The organism is Hyphomonas johnsonii MHS-2 (assembly GCF_000685275.1).
In the GTDB taxonomy this organism is placed as follows: Bacteria; Pseudomonadota; Alphaproteobacteria; order Caulobacterales; family Hyphomonadaceae; genus Hyphomonas; species Hyphomonas johnsonii.
The window spans coordinates 586454-607237 of record NZ_ARYK01000001.1 but is presented as its reverse complement, the minus strand read 5'-3'; the positions used below and the strand labels follow the sequence as shown (position 1 = coordinate 607237).

The window sequence follows — 20784 nt, the reverse complement described above, 5'->3', positions numbered from 1 at the left end:
AGTGTGCGCCACTGGATCAATCAGAAGCAGCAGTCACAACCGCTCGCAGCCTGCCTCAATCAAGCGCTCCGTCAGCAGGTCCACCGCCCAACGCCTTGAACAGCGACACGACGTTTAGCGCGCGGTCCAATTCGGCTGCAATCAGGTTCTGGCGCGACTGATAATCGTTGCGCTGGGCATCCAGCACGGAGAAATAATCGTCGATTCCGACCCGAAAGCGTTCCTGCGACAGGTTCAGCGTCACCGATGTATCCTCGACCAGTCGGCGCAGGGCATCAATCCGGTCATCCACCGTCTGGGCAACCGCCAGCGCGTCAGCCGTCTCACGGAAAGCCGCCTGGATCGACTGCTCATACTGGGCCAGCGCCAGGTCGCGACTGGCCTTGGATACGCCAAGATTTGCCTTGCGTCTGCCGCCATCGAAAATTGGCAGCGATATTTGCGGACCAACACTCCACGCGCCGCCACCGTCGAACAAGTCGTCGAGCCCCGTGCTGCTATAGCCGGCGCTGCCGGTCAGCGAGATCGTCGGGAAATAGGCGGCACGCGCCGCCCCGATATTGGCATTGGCAGCGAGCAATTGCCGCTCAGCGGCCAGAACGTCGGGACGGTTCAACAGGATGTCCGACGACACGTCGACTGCCAGCCTGTCCTTGATCGGCGACGGGCTCAGCACGGCCTGCTCCGCCACATCTGCCGGCAGGTTCGCCCCGACGACCAGACGCAGGGCATTGACGTCCTGACGCACCAGTCCAGTAAACTGAGCCACCTGCGCCTTTGCCGTCTCGACGCTGGCGGACGCCCGGCGCACATCGATCTCTGTTACAACACCGGAATCAAACAATTCCCGCGTCAACGCCAGCGACTTGCCCTGGCTCTCCACCGTATCCTGCGCCAAACGCAGGCGCTCCCGGTCGGCCGCAAGGGTCAGCCACGCCTTTGCCACAGACGAGACCAACGAAATCTTCACGCTGCGCTCGCCCTCAACAGTCGACAAATAGGTCTGCAGCGCCGCCTCGTTCAGGCTTGCCACCCGCCCGAACAGATCCAGTTCATACGCCGTCACGCCCAATTGTGCCCGTGCGCTGTCCGTCAGCGAGGCAGCAGCCGCGTCACCGTCGAACGTGCCGGTCTCTGTCGCCGCTCCGGTTGCAGACAGCGTCGGCAGGCGCGCAGCGCGCGTTATTCCGTATTGCGCTTCTGCGATCGCGATCCGCGCGGTCGCAGACCGCAGGTCCCTGTTATTCTCGAGCGCCAGTGCAATCAGGTGCTCAAGATCCTTTGACTCGACAAGCTGCTGCCAGCCCAGCACTCCGGCAGCGCTGGAGTCTGCCTCGGAGACAGGCAGCGCGCTCGGCACGGGGGCCGCGACACGTTCATAATCCGGCGCGAGATTGACACATCCTGCCAGGGCCACAGACACCATCAGGGGGGCGAAGCGAATTGCGTTGGTCATCATACGGCTCCATCAATATGCTGTGGCGTCTTTGGCGTGCGGGTCGTCAATGTACGCACGACGACATAGAACAGAGGTGCCGCAAAAAGGCCGATCAGTGTGACGGCAATCATCCCGCCCAGCACTGTCGTCCCCAGCGCGGCGCGCGAGGCTGCCCCGGCGCCCGAACTGAACACCAGCGGCGAGATACCAAATCCGAAGGCCAGCGAGGTCATCAGGATCGGGCGGAAACGCATCCGCACGGCTTCCATCGTCGCCTCGACCAGTTCCTTGCCTTGCTCTTCCAGGGTGCGGGCGAACTCGACGATCAGGATCGCGTTCTTCGACGCAAGACCAACCGTGGTCAGCAGGCCCACCTGGAAGTAAACATCATTGTCAAACCCACCGAGATGCGCCCCGATCACAGCGCCGAAAACGCCAACCGGTGCGACCAGCAAAACCGCGATCGGCACGGTCCAGCTCTCATAAAGGGCGGCAAGGCAAAGGAAGATGAACAGGCCGGACAATGCATACAGCAGTGCTGACTGGTTGCCGGAACTGCGCTCCTGCGCGCTGATGCCCGTCCATTCCAGGCTGGCGCCCTTCGGCAGGCGCGAGACCAGTTCTTCCATCTTGTCCATCGCCACGCCCGAGCTTTCGCCCGGCGCCGGCTGGCCCTGTATATTGAGTGCCGGTGAACCATTGTACCGCTGCAAGAGGGACGCGCCGTAATTCCATTCAGATGACACGATTTCCGACATAGGTGTCATCTCGCCGGTCGCGGTCCGGATACGCCAATCTCCAATGTCGTCCGGCTGCATCCTGAATGGGGCGTCGCCCTGTACGTAGACCCGCTTGATCCGTCCACGGTCTATAAAGTCGTTCACATAGGTTCCGCCCAAACCGACAGACAACAGGCTTGTCGCGTCGGCCAGGTTGATGCCCAGCGCCTGCGCCTTCTGGTAATCCAGGTTCAGCTTGAATTGCGGGCTGTCTTCCTGCCCGTTGGGGCGCACACTGGTCAGGCCGGGCTCCTGCGCCGCCATGCCAAGCAACTGGTTGCGCGCATTGACCAGGGCCTCGTGGCCAATGCCGCCCGTGTCCTTCAGGTAAAGGTCGAAACCGCTGGCATTGCCCAGCTCCCGGATCGGGGGCGGAATGACCGCAAACACCGAAGCATCCGTCCTTTGACTGAACGCGCCCGAAGCGCGCCCGGCAATCGCCGACGACGCCTGCGCCTTGCCGGTCCGTTCGGACCAGTCCTTCAATGGGGTAAAAGAAATGCCGACGTTCTGGCCCGCTCCGGCAAAGCCAAAGCCTGCAATCGCCATCACGCCCTCAACATTGTCCGTCTCGTTTTGACGATAGTGCAATGAAACCGCATCCATCACCTCGGTCGTCCGTTGCAGGGTGGCGCCGGTCGGCAACTGGACGATCGTCATCACAGCCCCCTGGTCTTCGTCTGGCAGGAACGAGGTTGGCAGGCTGCGGAAACCCAGTCCCAGCAACACAAGCATTCCCGTCGCCACGCCCACGAAAATCCAGCGCCGACGCAGCACCCTTGACACGATCGCTTCATAGCCATCGCGCAGCCGCGAAAACCCGGTCTCGAACAAGGCGCCACCGCGGGCAGCGAGATTCTTTTTGCCGGACACGTCATGCCCGTTCGCTTTCAGCAGCGTCGCGCACAATGCGGGCGACAGGATGATTGCGACTGACACGGATAACGCCATGGCTGTCACAATTGTCACCGAGAACTGGCGATAGATCACGCCCGCAGAGCCCGGGAAAAATGCCATCGGAATGAACACGGCCGAAAGCACAACCGCGATCCCCACCAGCGCGCCGGTAATCTGCTCCATCGACTTGCGCGTCGCATCGCGTGGCGACAGGCCCTCTTCGGCCATCACCCGCTCGACGTTCTCCACGACCACAATGGCATCATCGACCAGCAGGCCGATCGCCAGAACCATGGCGAACATGGTCAGCGTGTTGATGGAATAGCCAAACATCAGAAGAACCGCGAACGTGCCCAGAAGGACGACCGGCACAGCAATCATCGGGATGAAGCTCGCCCGGAAGCTTTGCAGGAACACGAGGATCACAAGGAAAACCAGGAACACGGCTTCGATCAGCGTCTTCTGGACTTCGTGTATGGACGTGCTGATGAAGGGCGTCGTGTCAAACGGGTACACAGCTGCCATATCGTCAGGAAACTGTTCCGACAGCGTGCCCATGGCCGCGCGCACGCCTTCTGCCGTTTGCAGGGCATTCGCACCGGATGCCAGCGAGACGGCCATGCCGGCGGCGGGCTGGCCATTATACTTGGCGACCGTCGAATAATTCTCGGCCCCCATCTCTACCCGCGCGACATCGCCCAGGCGTACCGATGCGCCATCACTCGTCGTCAGGATCAGCAGGTCGCGGAACTGGTCCGGCGTCGACAGCAGCGTTTGCAGCGATATGGTCGCCGTGATGTCCTGTCCCTCGATGGCCGGGCTGCCGCCCAACGCACCCGTGGAAACCTGTGCGTTCTGGGCCCGGATTGCGGCGATCACATCACTCGGCACCAGGCGATACTGGTTCAGTTTGCCCGGATCGAGCCATATCCGCATCGCATAGGCAGAGCCGAACAGTTGCACGCTGCCCACACCATCCACACGACTCAGCACGTCTGTCACGTTTGAACGCGCATAGTCGCCAAGGTCGGTCTGATCGAACGTGCCGTCCGGCGAAATCAGCGCCACCACCATCAGGAAGCCGGACGAAGCCTTGCTTACAGTCACGCCCTGACGCTGCACCTGCTCGGGCAGCAGCGGGGTCGCCAGCGCCAGCTTGTTCTGCACTTGCACCTGCGCGATGTCTGGATCGGTGCCTGTTTCGAACGTCAGAGTGATTGAGGCCCTGCCCTGCGAACTCGACGAAGACGCGATGTAATCAAGGCCATCAAGCCCGGTCATCTGCTGCTCGATCACCTGCGTGACCGTGTCTTCCACCGCCTTGGCCGACGCCCCCGGATACACAGCGTTGATCGACACCGTGGTTGGCGCAATGTCAGGGTACTGGGCGACCGGCAGGGTCCTCAGCGCGATTCCGCCTGCGATCATGACAATGATCGCCAGCACCCATGCAAAAATGGGCCGGTCGATAAAGAAATTAGCCATGGAAGATGCGCCCGGTTGGATTAGTGTTTGCTAGCTGTCGCCGACGCGCCAGCCGGTTGGGTCGATGCCGTCATCGGTGGCACCATGCTCACTGGCGCGCCGGGGCGCACCTTCTGCAGGCCGCCAATAATCAGCTTGTCGCCATCTTCCAGCCCGTCCGACACGATCCAGTCATTGCCGCTGGCTTCGATGATGGTGAGGTTGCGCACTTCGGCTGTGCCGTCCTCGCCCACCACCATCACGGTCGGGTCGCCTTTCACGGTGCGTGTCACCGCACGCTGCGGCACCAGGAAAACATTGTCATAGGTCCCGGCACTGAAACTGGCATTCACATACATGCCCGGCAGCAGGAACCCGTCAGGGTTAGGCACCACAGCGCGGATGATCACCGACCCGGCGCTCTCGTCGACACTGACTTCGCTGAATTCCAGCCGGCCCGGCTCGGAATAGGTGCTGCCATCTTCCAGCGCGATCGTCACGGCCACGCTCTCGCCGTCGCTGGACTTGATCCGACCCGCGGCAATATCACGTTTCCAGCCAAGGATTTTCGAGCTGCCCGCCGTCAGGTCCAGGTAGATAGGATCCAGTTGCAGCACCATGGCCAACGGCGTCGCCTGGTTCTGGGTCACCAGCGCACCGGGCGTCACGGACGACCGGCCGATCTGGCCATCAATCGGCGACGTCACCTTGGTACGGGCCAGATCGATATTGGCCCGCTGAAGCGCCGCCTTCTGTATCGCCACGTCGGCTTCGGCCTGCTTCTGCGCCGCAACAGCCTGGTCAAGGTTTTCCCGGCTCACTGCATTGATCTCTGCCAGGCGTTCAAAGCGGCTAGCCGTCTGGCGTGCAGATTCTGCTGTCGCCTCGGCCCGCTGAACCGCCGCCCGCGCACTGTTCACGGCCGCGGCATATTCTGCTGCGTCGATCTGATAGAGCGGCTGCCCCTGCTTGACCTGCTCACCTTCGGTGAACAGGCGCGACTGGATGAGTCCGGTCACCTGCGGGCGAATTTCCGCCTCGCGGAATGCCCGGGCCCGGCCCGGCAACTCGCGCTTGCTTTCAATATTTGTTTTGTACACCACCTGCACGTCAACTGCCGCAGCTGCGGGCGCCTCGACGGCGGCCGGAGCCTCCGGCTGACCGCACGCGGCCGCCGCGCCGATAAGGACCGCTGCGGTCAAAACCTTGAAAGTATTGATAATTATTGGCATTAAGCGCACCTTGATCAAAAATGTATAGGTGTTTGGGGGACAGAAGAGTTAGAATGAACGTTCGAAGTAATGCTGCGGCGCACCATTTCAAGCCCCGCGCGCACAAATTATCCGGGAAACAGCACTGTGGATTGTAAGCATTCTCCGCGTCAGGCGGCTCGCCGCGAACAAATTCTGGATGCCGCGGCAAAATGCTTTGTAGAACAAGGCTTTCATGGCGCCGGCATGGCCCGGATTGCGGAACTGGCGCATATGAGCGCAGGCCATATCTATCACTATTTCGAAAGCAAGGACGCCATCATCGCCGCCATCGTCGCGCGCGAATGCGCCATGCAAGCGGAAGGGTTCGCCAACTTCGAAGCCATTCCGAGTGAGGAATTGCTCCAGGCGCTCGTGGAAAAGGCCGGAGAAGGCGTCGAGATGAACACGGACCCGTTTCAATCCGTCCTCAACCTCGAAATTGCCGCCGAGGCCCAGCGGAATCCTGCGATCGCCGAGATGTTGAGGGCGCACGACACGAAAGTCCGCAGTATTTTCGCCGCGCTCCTGACGACGAAACTCGGTCTCAAGGACGCCGAAGGCCGTGTGGAGCTGCTGTTCACGATTTTTGGTGGCCTGCCAATCCGTATCCTTCGTAACCCCGGCCTCGACCGGGATTCGCTGACCGCGTTCCTCAGAAAGGCGATCCGCTCTGTGCTCAGGGACTAGGCCCGGTTTGAGACCGGGCGAATTTGTGGCATAGTCCTGTCCTGCTGCAACAAGGACAGCGCAATGCGAAACCACCAGTCTGTGGAACCCGGAAAGTCCGGCTCACCGCGCCGCTTGTTCCGCATATTGGCCTTGTTTGCACTGATGTTTCCTCTGACTTTCACCGTACAGGTCGCATCGGCGAACGAGCGGCAAGTCATCCCGTTCGAAATGACGGACGAAGGTCATCTTCTTGTTTCGCTGACGATCAACGGACGCAGCGGCATCGACGGTGTCATTGATACAGCCGCCACCTATGCGATGATTGACGTCGCCACGGCCCGCTCGGCTGGCGTGGCGGAACCGGACGCCGAGTCAGTGAACGTCCTCGGTGTATCCGGGCCCCAGATATACCCCGTTGTCTATATCAACAGCATGGCTACCGGAAACACCGGTATTGGCGACGTTCCTGCGGCGCTCAACAATAGACCCGACATTCCTGGGGCTCACAATATTCTTCCCGCGGGCGCGTTTGACGGCGACGTGATCGACTTTGATTTCGATGAGCAGCGCGTTCTCATTTATGACGGGCGCCCCGATTCGAGCACGACCCGGGTCTCGACACGGGTGCCAATCGAGGAAATTTCAGGACTCTGGTTTGCCGAGGTCAAACTGAACGGAAAGAAGGGCCTCGCACTGATCGATACTGGTTCCAGCATTACTTACGTAAACTCGCGGTTCGCAAACGACGCCGGCATGCGCACCAATGTCGAAAAGACACAAACCCTCCTAGGTGCGACAGGCGGCGGCGTTGCTGTCCGCGTCGCGACCGCCCGCCTGTTCACGGCCGGGCGTCACCGCATCCCGGGCCTTGACCTGCTCGTGGCCGATCCGGCGCTGTTTTCTCACCTGGGCCGCAGCGAACAACCCACCATGGTTCTGGGCCTGGACTATCTCTCGGCATTTCGGGTGCAGATCGACAGGCGCCGGAAATATCTTGTCCTGAGCGTGCCCACCACCCGGCCTCGCGAGACAATCGTTCGTACCATGCAGACGGGGTCGCACATCAATCGGGACTGACAGTTCATCGAACGCCAGACGCGCCGGCTTCGGCCTCGCGCATCACGTGCAGGCATTTTCCGCGAGATTCCTAAACGCACAAGCGGCCGCCTGAGAGCCCGAGCGTTAAACTCGCGCCCACTACGTCACATCGTGAGGAGTCATCTTGTGCTCTTCATCAGGGCCATCAGGCCACTGACTTTCGAGCGTTTCCCGGCACTCATTGTAACGTTTTTCAATGAGTTCAATATCCTGCGGATGCGTCCATATGAAGAAATCCTCATTCTGGATGCCGTTCGCCACGAGCCGTCCCACGCGTTCAGGGCGCATTCCAAATGCAGTCAACGCCTTCTGGTTGCGCTCGTCCCCTTCATATGCACCCCCGAATTCAGCAGGCCGATTGCGACCCGCATCCCAAATGCCGGTATTAATGATGCCGGGGCAGAGAACGCTGAATTTGACCTTGTCCCCATATTCAGTACGGAAGGCATCAGCCAGCCCGAGCACCGCGTGCTTGCAAGCAACGTAAGGGGCAACCCCGGCCGTCGGCGCACCGATTGAATGATGGGAACCTGTGTTTACGATATGAGCGTCGCCGCCCTGTTCGATGAAACGTCGGGTAAACTCTCGCATACCGTTGAACACGCCAACGACGTTGACCTCCAACTGCCAGCGGAAATCAGCATCGCTGACGCTCAAGGCCGGCCCCGGAGCAACCACACCAGCATTATTGCAGAGGACATCCACTCTACCGAGCGTCTCCCAAGCATAATCTGCGAGCCTTCCGACTTCCTCGCTGTTGCGCACGTCAACTCTAAAGAAACCAGACTTCACACGTCTCTCCGCCACCTCCTCGGCGGTCGCTTTCGCCTTCGTCTCCTCGATATCCGCCGCAACAACATTGGCGCCGGCGTCAGCTAGCGCAAGTGCAATGCCACGGCCAATACCGCCCCCGGCGCCGGTTACCACGGCATTTTTGCCTGACAGGTCCATGAATAATCTCCCTAGTGTAAGATACCGCCATCGACGTCGAACTCGCTCGCCGTGACGTAGGACGCTTCTTCTGAAAGCAGAAACGCAATCATATTTGCGACTTCACGCGCTTCTCCGAGGCGCCCTTGCGGAATCATTTGCGCGATGCCGGCGCTTGTATCGCCGCCGCTGCGAGACAGTGGTGTATCGATGACGCCTGGACACACTGTGTTGATGCGGATCGGATGGTTAGCATAGTCGACCGCCGCGGTCCGCGTTAATCCGACCACAGCATACTTTGAAGCAGTGTAGTGAGCGTGCCCCCGCAGCGCGTGTCGCGCAAACATCGAAGCGACATTCACAATTGCACCGCCACCTGCGGCGATGATCGCCGGGATCTCATATTTCAGTCCGTAGAAAACCCCATTGAGGTTGACGTCAAGAACACGTTTCCAGTCTTCCAATGCCTGTTCTGCCAGGGGTTTTTCCGGACCGCCGATGCCGGCATTATTTACCGCCAGATGCAGCCCTCCGAAGCGCTCGACAGCCATTGAGACCATCGCATCCACTTGCTTCGCTTCAGACACATCCGTGTGACACCCAACAGCCGTGCCGCCCGACGCCACAATTGCACGCACAGTATCGTCGAGAGCAATCTCATCCCGGTCAGCGCAAAGGACACTGGCGCCTTCTGATGCAAGCTTTATGGCCGTCGCCTCGCCTATGCCTTTACCTGCACCCGTGACCAAAGCTGCTTTACCTTTGAAACGCATGTGGTGATCCTATCCCCGTCCGGCGCGGAAGCCCGCACCAGCGCTGATGACCGCCAGCACCACCATTGCAACAACCCAGGCAGTATCAGCTTCGCTGCGCCCGAGCAAAAAACCTGCGACAATGGCGACAGCGAGCGCAATGAACCAGGCCCATGGCGTTGCCGGGGCAGAGCCACGGACGGATGACTGCGACGGGCGCGATGCAATAGAACCAACATCACCTTGAGCGACACTCCGTCCCTCTTTGCGACCTTCTTCTTTTTCCGGACCGAACTCGGCGGCGAAACTCTCAAAAAAGAGATCCGCCTGGCGCTTCGCAACGCCATTGATAAGTCTCCCGCCGAGTTGCGCGAGCTTGCCACCAATATCGGCATTGATATCGTAACGAAGGAGCGTGCCGCCTTCGGTATCATTGAGCGTCACTTTTGCACCACCCTTGGCGAACCCGGCGGCACCACCATCACCCTTTCCCTGGATGCGATAGCTGGCCGGAGGATCGAGATCGAGCAGGTCAACATTTCCGCTGAAGACGGACGACACCGGGCCGATCTTCATCTTCACATCTGCTTTGAAACTGTTTTCCCCTGTGCGCTCCAAAGCTTGGCAGCCCTGAATGCAACGACAAAGCACATCGGGATCGTTGAGTGCCTTCCATACCTGCTCACGCGTGGCAGGCAGCACGAATTCCCCATCCATTTCGAAGGCCATACCAGCTCCCATCAACTTATTGTTGTCGCGTCTCCAGATAGACGACAGATACAGTATCATCAACGCCGCAGGACGCCCCGGTTGCGTTATCGAACGGGCAATTTCGTTGCTTCGGGTCGTATCCTGAGGCAGAGCAATGATAAGTATGTTGGCGTTGCCCTAAGGCTCCAAAAAATCGTCTGCCATACGGTTGGCCCCGGAGGGTGAAACTCTGGCACAAGAAGCTGAACGAAGCGGCAAAAGCCCGCTCAGGAGACTGGCCAATGAAAAAGTTCGGTGTCGGGCAATCGGTTGAACGGGCAGAGGATGCCCGTCTACTCCTCGGCGAGGGACGATACACCGACGATATCGTTCCAGCGAACGCGCTGCGCTTGTTTGTCTTACGGTCGCCGCATGCCCACGCGAAGATATTGTCCATCGACAAAACAGCATCGCTTGAAAGCAAGGGCGTCGCGGGAATACTGACTGGCGTCGATGCCGACGAAGACGACCTCGGCGGCTTTCCCTCCCTCGTCCCGAGCAATGCCCCTGACGGCTCAGGTCCGAATTTCGCACCGCCCTTCTCGGTTATCGCGCGCGATATCGTACGTTATGCCGGAGAACCGGTCGCCATCGTCATGGCCGACACGCTTGACCAGGCAAAGGACGCTGCCGAACTCATAAAAGTTGAATACGCACCACTGACGGCGGTTGTTTCGTTAGCTGATGCAGACAAGCCCGGAATGCCTTCTATCTGGCCGGAATGTCCGGACAACAATGACAGCCTCGGAGTTTTTGGAGACAAGGCGGCGGTAGAAGAGGCGTTCTCCAAGGCGGCGAGCATACACAGCATCGATGTCCGCGTGAGCCGCGTTGCGGTAAGCCCGATGGAACCTCGCGTCGCAACTGGCGTGTGGAATGAAGCAGAGGGACGCTACGAACTTACCGCCGGCGTACAGAGCCCGCATATGACCCGGACGCAACTTGCCGCCTGCATATTCAAGGTGCCACCTAGCAAAGTACGCGTTCGCGCCCTGGATGTCGGTGGAGGATTTGGACTCAAGGGCGTTCCTCATCCGGAACTTGCCCTTGTCATGTGGGCGGCGCGCCGTCTTGGACGTCCGGTTCACTGGTTCTCCGAACGATCTGAAGGGTTCCTTTCAGACTGCCATTCCCGCGACCACATTTCGCATTGCGACCTGGCGCTCGACGAAGACGCCAGGATTGTCGGACTCAAATTCAATTCACGCGCCAATCTCGGTGCATATATCAGTCTGGCTGGCATGCATTGCGCGCAGGGAAATATTGGGCATTTGTCAGGCGTTTATACGACACCTGCCATTTACGCCGAGGTGAGAGCCTATTTCACCAACACTGTTCCTATCGCCTCTTACCGTGGCGCAGGCCGTCCGGAGGCGCTCGTGGTACTGGAAAGAGCTATGGACGCCGCGGCCTTCGACCTCGGCATGGACCCAGCGGAATTGCGCCGCCGAAATCTTATCCAACCTGAGCAGATGCCTTATGATACGGGCTTTCAGTTCACGTACGACAGCGGCGACTATCCGGTCAGTCAAACCAAAGCGCAAGAAGCGGCCGACTGGGCGGGATTCGAAAAACGGCGCGCCGAGGCCCTTCGAAGAGGAAAGCTTCGCGGCATTGGAATGGGTCACGTGGTCGAGATCGCCTCCGGCATGCGAGACGAAATGGGAGAGATCGAGATCGAAGCGGACGGCTCCGTAACGTTCAGTACCGGCTTTCACAATCATGGCCAGGGACAGGAGACGACAATGCGGCAGCTGATCTCCGAATTCCTTGCGGTGCCGCCCGAGAAGATCCGAATGAAGGACTGTGACACCGACGTGCAAAATTTCGGTCTTGGAAGCGCCGGGTCGCGCGCCGCCGCCGTGGGTGGCGCGCTCATCAAGACCCTGTCCGAGAAAGTGATCGAAAAAGCAAAGATCATTGCCGCGATCCCGCTAGAGACGGATGCGGCCCAGATTGAATTCGTTGACGGAACCTTCAATGCGCGCGGGACAAACAAGACTGCAACTTTTGCCGAAGTGGCCGCGCTGGCGCATAACCCCATGGGGTTGCCCGACGGTTTTGACGGCGGATTGGCCCATAAGCAGATTGTCCGCCCCGGTGGCCCCACCTTTCCAAATGGCTGCCATATCTGCGAGGTCGAGATCGACCCGGAAACCGGCGAACTCGATGCAATCGGCTATTGGGTTTGCGAGGATGTCGGGCGCTCGATCAATCCCATGATCGTGAAAGGCCAGATCCACGGAGGCGTCGCGCAGGGCCTCGGTCAGATCTTTGGCGAATTCATTGAATTTGACCGCGAAGGCCAGCTGTTGACCGGCAGCTTCATGGACTACCAGATGCCCCGCGCACTGGACATCCCGCACATTACCACGATCAGCCACGACGTCCCCTCCCCTAACAACCCACTCGGCATCAAGGGGGCAGGTGAAAGTGGAACCGTGGGCGCCATGCCAGCTGGCCTCAATGCCGTGTGCGACGCACTAAAGCCGCTCGGTATCCGTCACTTCGATATGCCGGCCAGCCCGCATCGCCTCTGGAAGGCGATCCACGACGCCGGTGGCATTGATGCCATCTGCAAGCCGACCGAAGCAGCTTGAGACAGGAGCCAAGTCCATGCCCACACTTACACTCGCTGTAAACGGCAACATCGTCACGCGCGAAGTCACTTCGAGTACGCTGCTTGTGCAATTCCTGCGCGATCAATTGGGACTCACCGGCACACATGTAGGCTGCGACAGTACGCAGTGCGGTGCCTGCACCGTCCATCTCAACGGTGACGCGATCAAGAGTTGCACCGCGCTCGCGCTATCCTGTGACGGCGGCAAGGTCACAACAATTGAAGGGCTTGCCCAAAACGGAAAACTCCATCCGATGCAAGAAGCTTTTCGAGCCAATCACGGGTTGCAATGTGGTTATTGCACGCCCGGTTTCGTGATGGCCGCTGTGAAGATCGCAGAACGTCTCGGTCCGAATGCGGACGAAGAAACACTCCGAGAAGAGATGGACGGCAATCTATGCCGATGCACCGGTTATCAGAATATCGTCAAGTCGATACGCGCGGGGGCCAAGGCCATGCTGGAAAACGAAGCCCGCGACGAGATATCCTCGTCCCCACAAGGGTTGACGGATCCCGACGCAAGAGTCTGCAATGACGCTCCTCAAACCCAAGAACAGTCGGCCGAACGCAAAGCACAAGTCGACGTCTTCATCGAAAACTCCAGAGGCTCGTAATGTATCCCTTTGACTATCACCGGGCCGGGAATGTCGCTGATACGCTTACCCTTCGCGCGTCTCTTGCTGATGCGCGATTCCTGGCTGGCGGCATGTCGCTGCTCCCCATGATGAAGCTTCGCTTTGCCAGCACGCCTAACATCATCGACCTGCGCGATTGTGAGGAATTGCGAGGCATTGAAGCCAGTTATGAAGTCGTACGGATTGGCGCGATGACGCGCCATGTGGACGTTGCCGCATCTGCCGACGTACAAGCTGCAATACCCGCGCTTGCAAAACTCGCTGCAGGCATAGGAGATCCCATGGTGCGGGCCCGTGGCACGATGGGAGGATCAATCGCCAATTTCGATCCGGCAGCTTGCTATCCGGCCGCCTGCCTGGCGCTCGGTGCGACCATCCAGACGACAGGGGGCGATATCGAGGCAGACGAGTTTTTTATCGGCGTATTCGAAACAGCCCTGAAGGACGGTGAGTTGGTGACAGGCGCCGAATTCCCGATCCCGGATGCAGCGGCGTATGCGAAGTTCCGACATCCCGCATCCCGGTTTGCGCTCGTCGGCGTGTTCGTCGCGCGTTTTGGAGAGCTTGTGCGCGTGGCCGTGACAGGCGCGAGCCGGTCAGGCGCATTCCGATGGGCTGCAGCGGAAGATGCACTGACTGAATCCTTTTCCATCCGGTCGTTGGAAGGTCTTAAGATGGATCATAGTGAAATGAACGGCGATATTCATGGTGATAACGAATACCGCGCTCATCTCGTAGAGGTCATGACGCGCCGCGCAGTCCTGGAGACGCTCGAAAGCGCTCCAGCCGCTTAAGGCCGCATCATCTGACCGCCATCGACGGAGATTGTCTGGCCAGTGATCCAGTCGGAATCATTGGAAAGCAGGAACAGCACCATCTTCACGATATCATCCGTCTGCCCGAGGCGGCGTAACGGCAGACCATCAACGATCATCTTGAGCCTGTCTTCCGCAACAGACGTTCGCGTCGCCTCCGTATCGGTTGGCCCCGGCGCAACGCCGTTGACGCGAATATTCTGCGGACCAAGTTCCTTGGCCAACGCGATGGTCAAGCCGTTCACACCCAGCTTGGCCAGACCGTAATAATTGCCTGCGTAGTAAGCAGCGGTCGATGACTGATTCACTATTGAACCAACACCCCGCGCCTTCATCGCGGGGTATGCGGCACGCGTCATAAGCAGAATACTTTCGAAATTCACCGCCATGAACTTGCGATAGTATTCGAGTTCGATTTCCATCCACGGCTTTCGGACCATGCCTGCGAAAATCGCTGCATTGTTTACCAGGTAGTCGAGCCCACCAAAAGCTTCGACGGTTTGCGCGACGCACTCGGCGCATGAGTTTTCCGATGATACATCTGTGGACGTGTAGATGGCTCGCCCACCTACAGATACGATTTCATCAGCTACACGTTTCGCATTGTCTGTATTGATTTCAGCAATGCACACTGAGGCGCCCTCGTTTGCGAGCGCCTTGGCATAGGCCTCTCCAATTCCCTGGCCCGCCCCGGTGACGATCGCGACCTTTTCATTAAAACGCATATTCTCTACTCCCTGACGTCGTTCAGACTGAGCTTGCTCAACCCATCATTCGCACGAGCATACCGGCGTCTCCGGTTTCCTCGATATTTTCAGCCGCCACGATCACCTGTTCGATCGCTGCATCATCGAGAAGCCCACTTAGAACCTCCCGGAATTTGCATCTGACATCCTCTATCCCAGCTGGATTCGCTGGATGGCCGCGCGGTGCGATTTGCAGCTCACTGTCTTCTCGGCCATCCGCGAACCTGACTGTAACGTGCCCAAATAGTGGATCGGCGCCATCTGGAACCTGCATTGCGACCGGAGTCACCTTGTCGGCAAGCGCGTTTATTTCAGGATCGGAACGGATTTCGGGATCCGCGAGATCCAGGAACGCGACCTGCCCTCGTAAGACCCTGAGCGCGCAGGCGAATGCAAGGCTGAACTGCGCGCTGAGCATGTCATGCGGGTGCACGATTGCCGCCCCGTGCGGCAACGCCCAGTCAACGAGCCCAACTTCGATTGCGATGATTTCACCCATTCTGGCTTGCTGGCGGTCAAGGATAGTACCCAAGGCATCCAACGCCGCATGAGTCGTACCCACCATGGGGTACAGCTTCACGAATGTATTCATTATATGCCAGGAGCCATCCCAATAGGCCTCGACATCAACTTCAGATCGCTCCGAGAAAAGTCGATGAATGCCTCGCAAGCCTTCGAAAATGGTCAGCGGCCCCGTCAACCCCGCCTTGGCAAGAATCGCGGATTCCACACCGGCCCGCGCGGGAATGCCTGCATGAAAGCGTTTCACCTCTCCACCAGACTGGTCGTACTCCATGGTGCCGGAAGCCTCACTTCCGGCGATGGCCAGAGCCTGCGCGATTTCGGCTTCAGAGAGGCCCAGGAGCTTCGCCGAAGCTGCCGCTGCGCCAAACACCCCTCCGACTTTTGTTCCATGCCATCCGATATCCAGCGTGATGCGGTTTATCGGCCCCATCGCGTAAACCATTGCCTGATATCCAGCCACGATCGCAGTGAGAATTTCTTTCCCGCTGGCCCCTTCACGCTCAGCCAGCGCCAGCACCGCCGGAATTACGCAAACGCCCGGATGTCCACAATTCCAGTGAGCGTCGTCATATTCAAAAGCATGTCCGGAGACGCCATTTGCAAGCGCAGCATATGCCGCAGACGTTTTCGAGCCACCGCCGATAACGGAGGATTGTTCATTGCCGCCCATATCAGCAAACAAGGCACGAGCAAGCGCAGCTTGAGGCAAAGTCGCGCCCCGCCGGGCGACGCCCATAAAATCAAGCAATAAGAGTCGCGCACGCTCGCGCACGTCCTTCGGGATTGCATCATAGGTGAGCGTGCTGATCCAGCGCGCTTGCCGCTCGGCTAACGTGGGTCCATCTCGGTCTATATCGGGTGCCGTCATCTGAGCCTATCCTGTTCGGTACTGGTGGCACCATAATGCAATTTGAGGCTCTGGGCTTGATGGGAGAAACGCCTTTATGCGCTGTCAGCCCATAATCGGCCGGCAAGCCAACTTGACGCTGGCAGTCCCCAGATCGAGTGTTGCCGGATGAGCGATGTTTATCCAAGAACGGGCGGATGCTTTCGGCGCAAGATCGATCTCAGGACAGAAGCTGATGGGGCGGTTGTGGGCTGGCTGGAAGACGACTTCCATCATGTGGGCCTAACGCTTGAGCACGATGGCGGCCGAATTTCCGCGATCCGGGTAATATCCGAGCGGCTACCTTTTTCGTCATGTCCCTTTGCGGCCGCAAACCTGCAAGCTCTTGTCGGGCAGAGAATGTCCACGAGGTGCACAGACATCGGCGCTCTGGTGCAGATGCGCCAGCAATGCACGCACATGTTTGATCTCGCCGGCCTTGCCATGGCCCATTGCGCGAGAAATATCGGTCACCGGCATTATGAAGCAGTCATCCCCGATCGCGACATAGTCGCATGGGAAGCAGGAAAACGGCGCTTGCTCGGCCCCGGCAAAGCCTGGCTACTGTGTAACGGCGAAGAAGTGCTTCACTGGCAACTCGACAGGCGCCAGATTACCGGACCCGAGAATTGGGCCGGGCAACCCCTGGTCGAGGGGTTTCGCGCTCGAACGGAAACCATGTCCCTGGACGAAGCAGAGGCTGCTTCCGTGCTGCGCAGAGCAATCATGGTTTCATCCGGCCGCACGCTTGACCCTGACCTTTTCACCCGCGCCAGCGAGCGTGGACAAAGTGGTGTCTGCTACACGTTCTTGAAAGAGAATCGCGATGCTGCTCTGCGCATGTTCGGAAGTACGCTCAACTACGAGACGACCGGGGAAACCATGCTGTCGAGATTGTCCGAACGCCCCTGATATTTCCCCGCGTTGACACGCTGTCCATCACGACTAAAACAAATAACTGACCATTTGTCATTTCGTAATTCGGCCACCGTGATAAGTCGCGAAGAGGGACAAATTGACAGACGAAACGAAGACCAGTGTCGCGTCGCCCTTCCAGCATGCAGGAATAAGCGTGCCTCTGCGTGACAAGCCGTTCCGTCGGATCTGGTCCGCTAGCCTCCTTTCCAATCTGGGCCAGCAGATGCAGGCGGTCGCTGCGGCGTGGACGATGCTGGAACTCACGAAGCGGGCCGATCTCGTTGCATTCGTCCAGACCGCTTCGATGCTACCGGTGATGCTACTCGCCCTGGCGGCCGGCGCGCTCGCGGATATGTATGACCGGCGCAAGGTCGCTATTGCGGCGCTGACTTTGTCGCTCACAGGCTCGGCGATGCTTGCCTTGGTTGTCCTGGCGGGTGCTATTTCTCCACCATTGATTCTGATTGGCGTGTTCGTGACCGGCACCGGAATCGCGCTGTACTCTCCAGCATGGCAAGCATCCGTCGCAGAACTTGTCGGTCCTCGTGCCCTGCCTTCTGCAATTGCGCTCTATTCCATGTCCAGCAACGCCGCGCGCAGCGTCGGGCCTGCGATAGGTGGCTTCGTAATCGCTTCGGCAGGAGTCGCGGCAGCGTTTTCCATCAATGCCGCACTCTATTTGCCTATCTTGCTTGCCTTGTACGTCTGGAAACGAAAAGCGACACCCCCTCGCTTGCCGCCCGAACGGCTCGACAAGGCCATGCTGTCAGGCTTGCGCTACGTGAGGCATTCACCGCAATCGCGGCGGGTCATTTTTCGTGCCTTCTTTACATCCGTAGGCGGGGCCGCCTTCTATGCCATGTTGCCACTGGTGGCTGACCATCTGCTGGGCGGAGGGCCTCGCACTTACGGCTTCCTGCTTGGCGGTTTCGGCCTGGGCGCGGTAACCTTCGCGACAGCGACAAGCTTTGTGCAAAGTCGATTTTCTCCAGAGAAGATCGTCGTGGCATGCACAATTACGCTTGCCATTACGCTTCTGGTTGCTGCGTACAGCTCTTCCGTCATTGTCACGACCCTAGCGATGTTTGCAGCCGGTGGCGGGTGGATGGTCTCGATTTCGACCTACAATGTGTCAGTGCAACTCGCCAGCCCACGCTGGGTGAGCGGCCGTACGCTGGCGGGATTTCAAGCTTCCGTTGCCGGCGGCCTTGCCGGAGGCGCCGCGCTGTGGGGCATGATTGCAAACGCAGGTGGAGTGGCAGTGGCCCTTGTCGTTGCTGGCGGCTACGTCTTGGCAACTTCCTGCATCGGTTCTGTGGCGGGTTTGCGCAAGCTGAGTACGGTAGAAAACGGTCCCCCACCCGCGCGTGACCCAATCGTTCAACTCGCACTGACTGGCCGCAGTGGCCCACTGGTGATCGAAATCGAATACCGCGTCCGCAACGAAGATGCCCGAGCGTTTTATCATGCAATGCGGGATGTACGACAGTCCCGCGAACGAAACGGCGCCTACGCCACCGCCTTGATGCGGGACATATCCGATCCCGAAGTGTGGCTCGAAAAATTCACCTACGCGACTTGGAATGACTATTTGCGCGCACGAGATCGCCCGACAACGGATGATAGAGCACATCGCGACCGTGTGGTGGCGTACCATGTTGGAGATGAGCCGCCCAAAGCGCGCCGATATCTAGAACGCCCTACGGGATCTGTGCGCTGGAGGGAGGACACGATCGACCCAGGCGAAGCACTGTCGGTGCCGACAAGCACGACGCCCCTTCCCCCTCAATAGTGAAATCAACATTCTAATTCTCGCCAATGATCAGGCTATTCTGCGCAGTGCGTTCGCAGTGCCAGCGGCGTTGCGCCTCAGCGGAAAGGTTTGGTTGGAACATCCTGTCCGGCTTGATTTCAAGGCCCTGCCTGAACGTCACGCAGCAAGGGTCGGTTTCTTGGATCCGCTTGAACCCACTCTATCATGTCGGGCGTGTTACGGGAATCGTCTCACAGGATATCATCAAGCCCCGATTCCTTCCGCTGCGCCCGGGCAGCCCTGAAGAAGTGGAATGAGGCCCAGAACAGAAAAAGAATTGTGATGAGCAGCGCCCAACGGATGGAGTCTCCTCCGCCAATCCAGTCACTCAGTTGGCCAGTCAGCCAGGCCAGCCCCCCGTTGCCAATCAGGATGGAGGCGAGCTTGGCGATCGACAGGATTGCACCCCGCATCGATGATTCGGTCATGCTGACCAAAGTCGCGTAGCCGGGGCCGGTATTGATGCCCATCATGAAGCCAAATGCCGCCAACAGCACGAAAGCTGCGTTACGATCGGGCATCAGGATCATGGCGATACCCAGAATCGCGGCGATGCTGGTGCCGATGGCGGGAACACGTGCTGTGCGACTCGCATCGCCCTTTGCATAGCGGTCAGTCATCCACCCGGCTACGAAAGAGCCGAGCATCATTGTGAGCCCGATCGTCACCCCTACCGTCATTGCAGCGTTCTGGACGGCAATCCCATGGCTTCGCACAAGGAAAGAGACCGTCCATACGAGGATCGCGTAATTGACACCAGTTGCGAGCATATTCGCCACGATCGCATGCCGCAGAGGTGGCGAGGCCAAGATAGAGCGGACAGCGAGCCTGTAACTGACAGGCTCCGGAGATTCCTGCTCTTCGTCGAATTGGCCGCGCTCGGGCTCCTTGCAGGTAAAGAACAAGAGGGCTGCCAGGACCAGGCCTGGTGCGCCGGCTATCAAAAACAATGCACGCCAGTCGAAATGCATCAACAGAGCGCCACCGATGAGAAAAGTAATCATCTGGCCAGCGGCCGTACCGGCGTAGTAGAGACTCACCGCCGTCGCGCGCCGATGCTTGGGGAAGGCATCGCCAATTAACGAAAGACTGCCGGGCGATGCGGGCGCCTCCGTCGCCCCGACGCCCATCCGGGCAAGCAACAGCATCGTGAACGTCTGTGCCGCAGCACCCGCCATGGTCAAAACGCTCCAGACCGCCGCTGCGATCGAGAGAAGCGCCCGGCGATCGACCCGGTCAATCAGCCACCCAGCAGGCAACACAGCCAGTGCATAGGGAATGGAATAAGCAAAGCCGGTGAGAAACCCGAGTTGCGCATCCGTGAGCGCAAATTCGGCCTTGAGCGGTTCAACGATCACGGAGGGCACCGCTCGATCGACCGACCCGATAATGTAGACCAGCGCCAGCAACGCGAGCATGTACCACGACCGGGCAGATGCCGACTTTCTTGCGGCCTTAGGCCCTGCCGAGATGTCCGTCATGTCCGACACGGCGCATCTCTGCTGACAATGACGGTTTCTCCAGAGATGTACGCAGTCACAGTCGATGCCGGAAACAGGGCCGTTTCGACTGTCCGGAGCAAGAATGCCTGCTCATCGTCGGCAGCCAAGTCCACACTGCCAATCGACGCCCCCCGACTTCTGGATTCACCTGTGACCATGGCCACTTTTCGAGTGAACCTCATCTGCGCCTCCTGCTTCGTTCAAACGATGGTGCGCAAGATTCAGGCAAACCCCAATGCCCACCCTGGGCGTTTTCAGGACGATGTCACCTTAGACCGGCCATGGGCAGTCTTG

15 protein-coding genes and 1 pseudogene are annotated in these 20784 nt (G+C 59.1%); 7 read left to right on the top strand and 9 right to left on the bottom strand.

Annotated features, from left to right (window positions below; genetic code table 11):
* Positions 1–55: 55 nt before the first annotated feature.
* From HJO_RS02915 to HJO_RS02905, 3 genes are read right to left on the bottom strand one after another with little or no spacing between them, the layout of a single operon-like run.
* On the bottom strand, positions 56–1456 hold the full coding sequence (locus HJO_RS02915; RefSeq protein ID WP_241764653.1) for an efflux transporter outer membrane subunit: 1401 nt from the start codon (positions 1454–1456) through the stop codon (positions 56–58).
* Complete coding sequence (locus HJO_RS02910; protein WP_035613325.1) at positions 1456–4599, bottom strand: efflux RND transporter permease subunit; 3144 nt, start codon at positions 4597–4599, stop codon at positions 1456–1458. The genes HJO_RS02915 and HJO_RS02910 overlap by 1 nt, the downstream gene beginning before the upstream one ends.
* A gap of 20 nt (positions 4600–4619) precedes the next feature.
* A complete protein-coding gene (locus HJO_RS02905) occupies positions 4620–5681 on the bottom strand; it encodes an efflux RND transporter periplasmic adaptor subunit (RefSeq protein ID WP_162173757.1) in 1062 nt (353 codons plus the stop codon).
* 255 nt (positions 5682–5936) lie between these two features.
* On the opposite strand from HJO_RS02905, the gene HJO_RS02900 reads away from it, so the two are divergent.
* Positions 5937–6518, top strand: a complete 582-nt coding sequence (locus tag HJO_RS02900) for a TetR/AcrR family transcriptional regulator (protein WP_035614385.1) — start codon at positions 5937–5939, stop codon at positions 6516–6518.
* Between the two features lie 144 nt (positions 6519–6662).
* Positions 6663–7577: a pepsin/retropepsin-like aspartic protease family protein gene (locus HJO_RS02895; protein WP_162173756.1), complete on the top strand. Its 915-nt coding sequence runs from the start codon at positions 6663–6665 to the stop codon at positions 7575–7577.
* A 120-nt stretch (positions 7578–7697) separates the two neighbouring features.
* Here the strand turns inward: HJO_RS02895 and HJO_RS02890 are convergent, their stop codons facing one another.
* From HJO_RS02890 to HJO_RS18080, 3 genes are read right to left on the bottom strand one after another with little or no spacing between them, the layout of a single operon-like run.
* A complete protein-coding gene (locus HJO_RS02890; RefSeq protein ID WP_051618062.1) occupies positions 7698–8549 on the bottom strand; it encodes an SDR family NAD(P)-dependent oxidoreductase in 852 nt (283 codons plus the stop codon).
* An 11-nt stretch (positions 8550–8560) separates the two neighbouring features.
* Positions 8561–9301, bottom strand: a complete 741-nt coding sequence (locus HJO_RS02885; RefSeq protein WP_035613319.1) for an SDR family NAD(P)-dependent oxidoreductase — start codon at positions 9299–9301, stop codon at positions 8561–8563.
* Positions 9302–9310: 9 nt separating this feature from the next.
* Positions 9311–10009 carry an SRPBCC family protein gene (locus tag HJO_RS18080; RefSeq protein ID WP_035613315.1) on the bottom strand — a complete coding sequence of 233 codons (699 nt, stop codon included), beginning with the start codon at positions 10007–10009 and terminating at the stop codon, positions 9311–9313.
* A gap of 263 nt (positions 10010–10272) precedes the next feature.
* On the opposite strand from HJO_RS18080, the gene HJO_RS02875 reads away from it, so the two are divergent.
* From HJO_RS02875 to HJO_RS02865, 3 genes and pseudogenes are all read left to right on the top strand, one after another.
* Positions 10273–12630 carry a xanthine dehydrogenase family protein molybdopterin-binding subunit gene (locus HJO_RS02875; RefSeq protein ID WP_156945394.1) on the top strand — a complete coding sequence of 786 codons (2358 nt, stop codon included), beginning with the start codon at positions 10273–10275 and terminating at the stop codon, positions 12628–12630.
* A 16-nt stretch (positions 12631–12646) separates the two neighbouring features.
* Positions 12647–13120 (top strand): annotated as a pseudogene (locus HJO_RS02870) ((2Fe-2S)-binding protein); the annotation flags it as partial.
* A gap of 143 nt (positions 13121–13263) precedes the next feature.
* The gene (locus HJO_RS02865) at positions 13264–14079 is read left to right on the top strand and encodes an FAD binding domain-containing protein (protein WP_035613312.1); all 816 of its coding nucleotides are present in this window, start codon (positions 13264–13266) and stop codon (positions 14077–14079) included.
* Here HJO_RS02865 and HJO_RS02860 read toward each other — a convergent pair.
* Both HJO_RS02860 and HJO_RS02855 read right to left on the bottom strand, forming a co-directional pair.
* Positions 14076–14825 carry an SDR family oxidoreductase gene (locus HJO_RS02860; RefSeq protein ID WP_035613309.1) on the bottom strand — a complete coding sequence of 250 codons (750 nt, stop codon included), beginning with the start codon at positions 14823–14825 and terminating at the stop codon, positions 14076–14078. The genes HJO_RS02865 and HJO_RS02860 overlap by 4 nt on opposite strands.
* 37 nt (positions 14826–14862) lie before the next feature.
* Positions 14863–16239, bottom strand: a complete 1377-nt coding sequence (locus HJO_RS02855; RefSeq protein ID WP_035613306.1) for an MmgE/PrpD family protein — start codon at positions 16237–16239, stop codon at positions 14863–14865.
* Positions 16240–16386: 147 nt separating this feature from the next.
* On the opposite strand from HJO_RS02855, the gene HJO_RS02850 reads away from it, so the two are divergent.
* Both HJO_RS02850 and HJO_RS02845 read left to right on the top strand, forming a co-directional pair.
* Positions 16387–17169: a DUF2889 domain-containing protein gene (locus tag HJO_RS02850; protein ID WP_035613303.1), complete on the top strand. Its 783-nt coding sequence runs from the start codon at positions 16387–16389 to the stop codon at positions 17167–17169.
* 103 nt (positions 17170–17272) lie between these two features.
* Positions 17273–18967 (top strand): MFS transporter, encoded by a 1695-nt coding sequence (locus HJO_RS02845; RefSeq protein WP_035613300.1) that lies wholly within the window; start codon positions 17273–17275, stop codon positions 18965–18967.
* A 212-nt stretch (positions 18968–19179) separates the two neighbouring features.
* Here HJO_RS02845 and HJO_RS02840 read toward each other — a convergent pair whose 3' ends face one another.
* Entirely contained in the window at positions 19180–20469 is a 1290-nt protein-coding gene (locus tag HJO_RS02840) for an MFS transporter (RefSeq protein WP_035613298.1), read from the bottom strand.
* Positions 20470–20784: the final 315 nt, after the last annotated feature.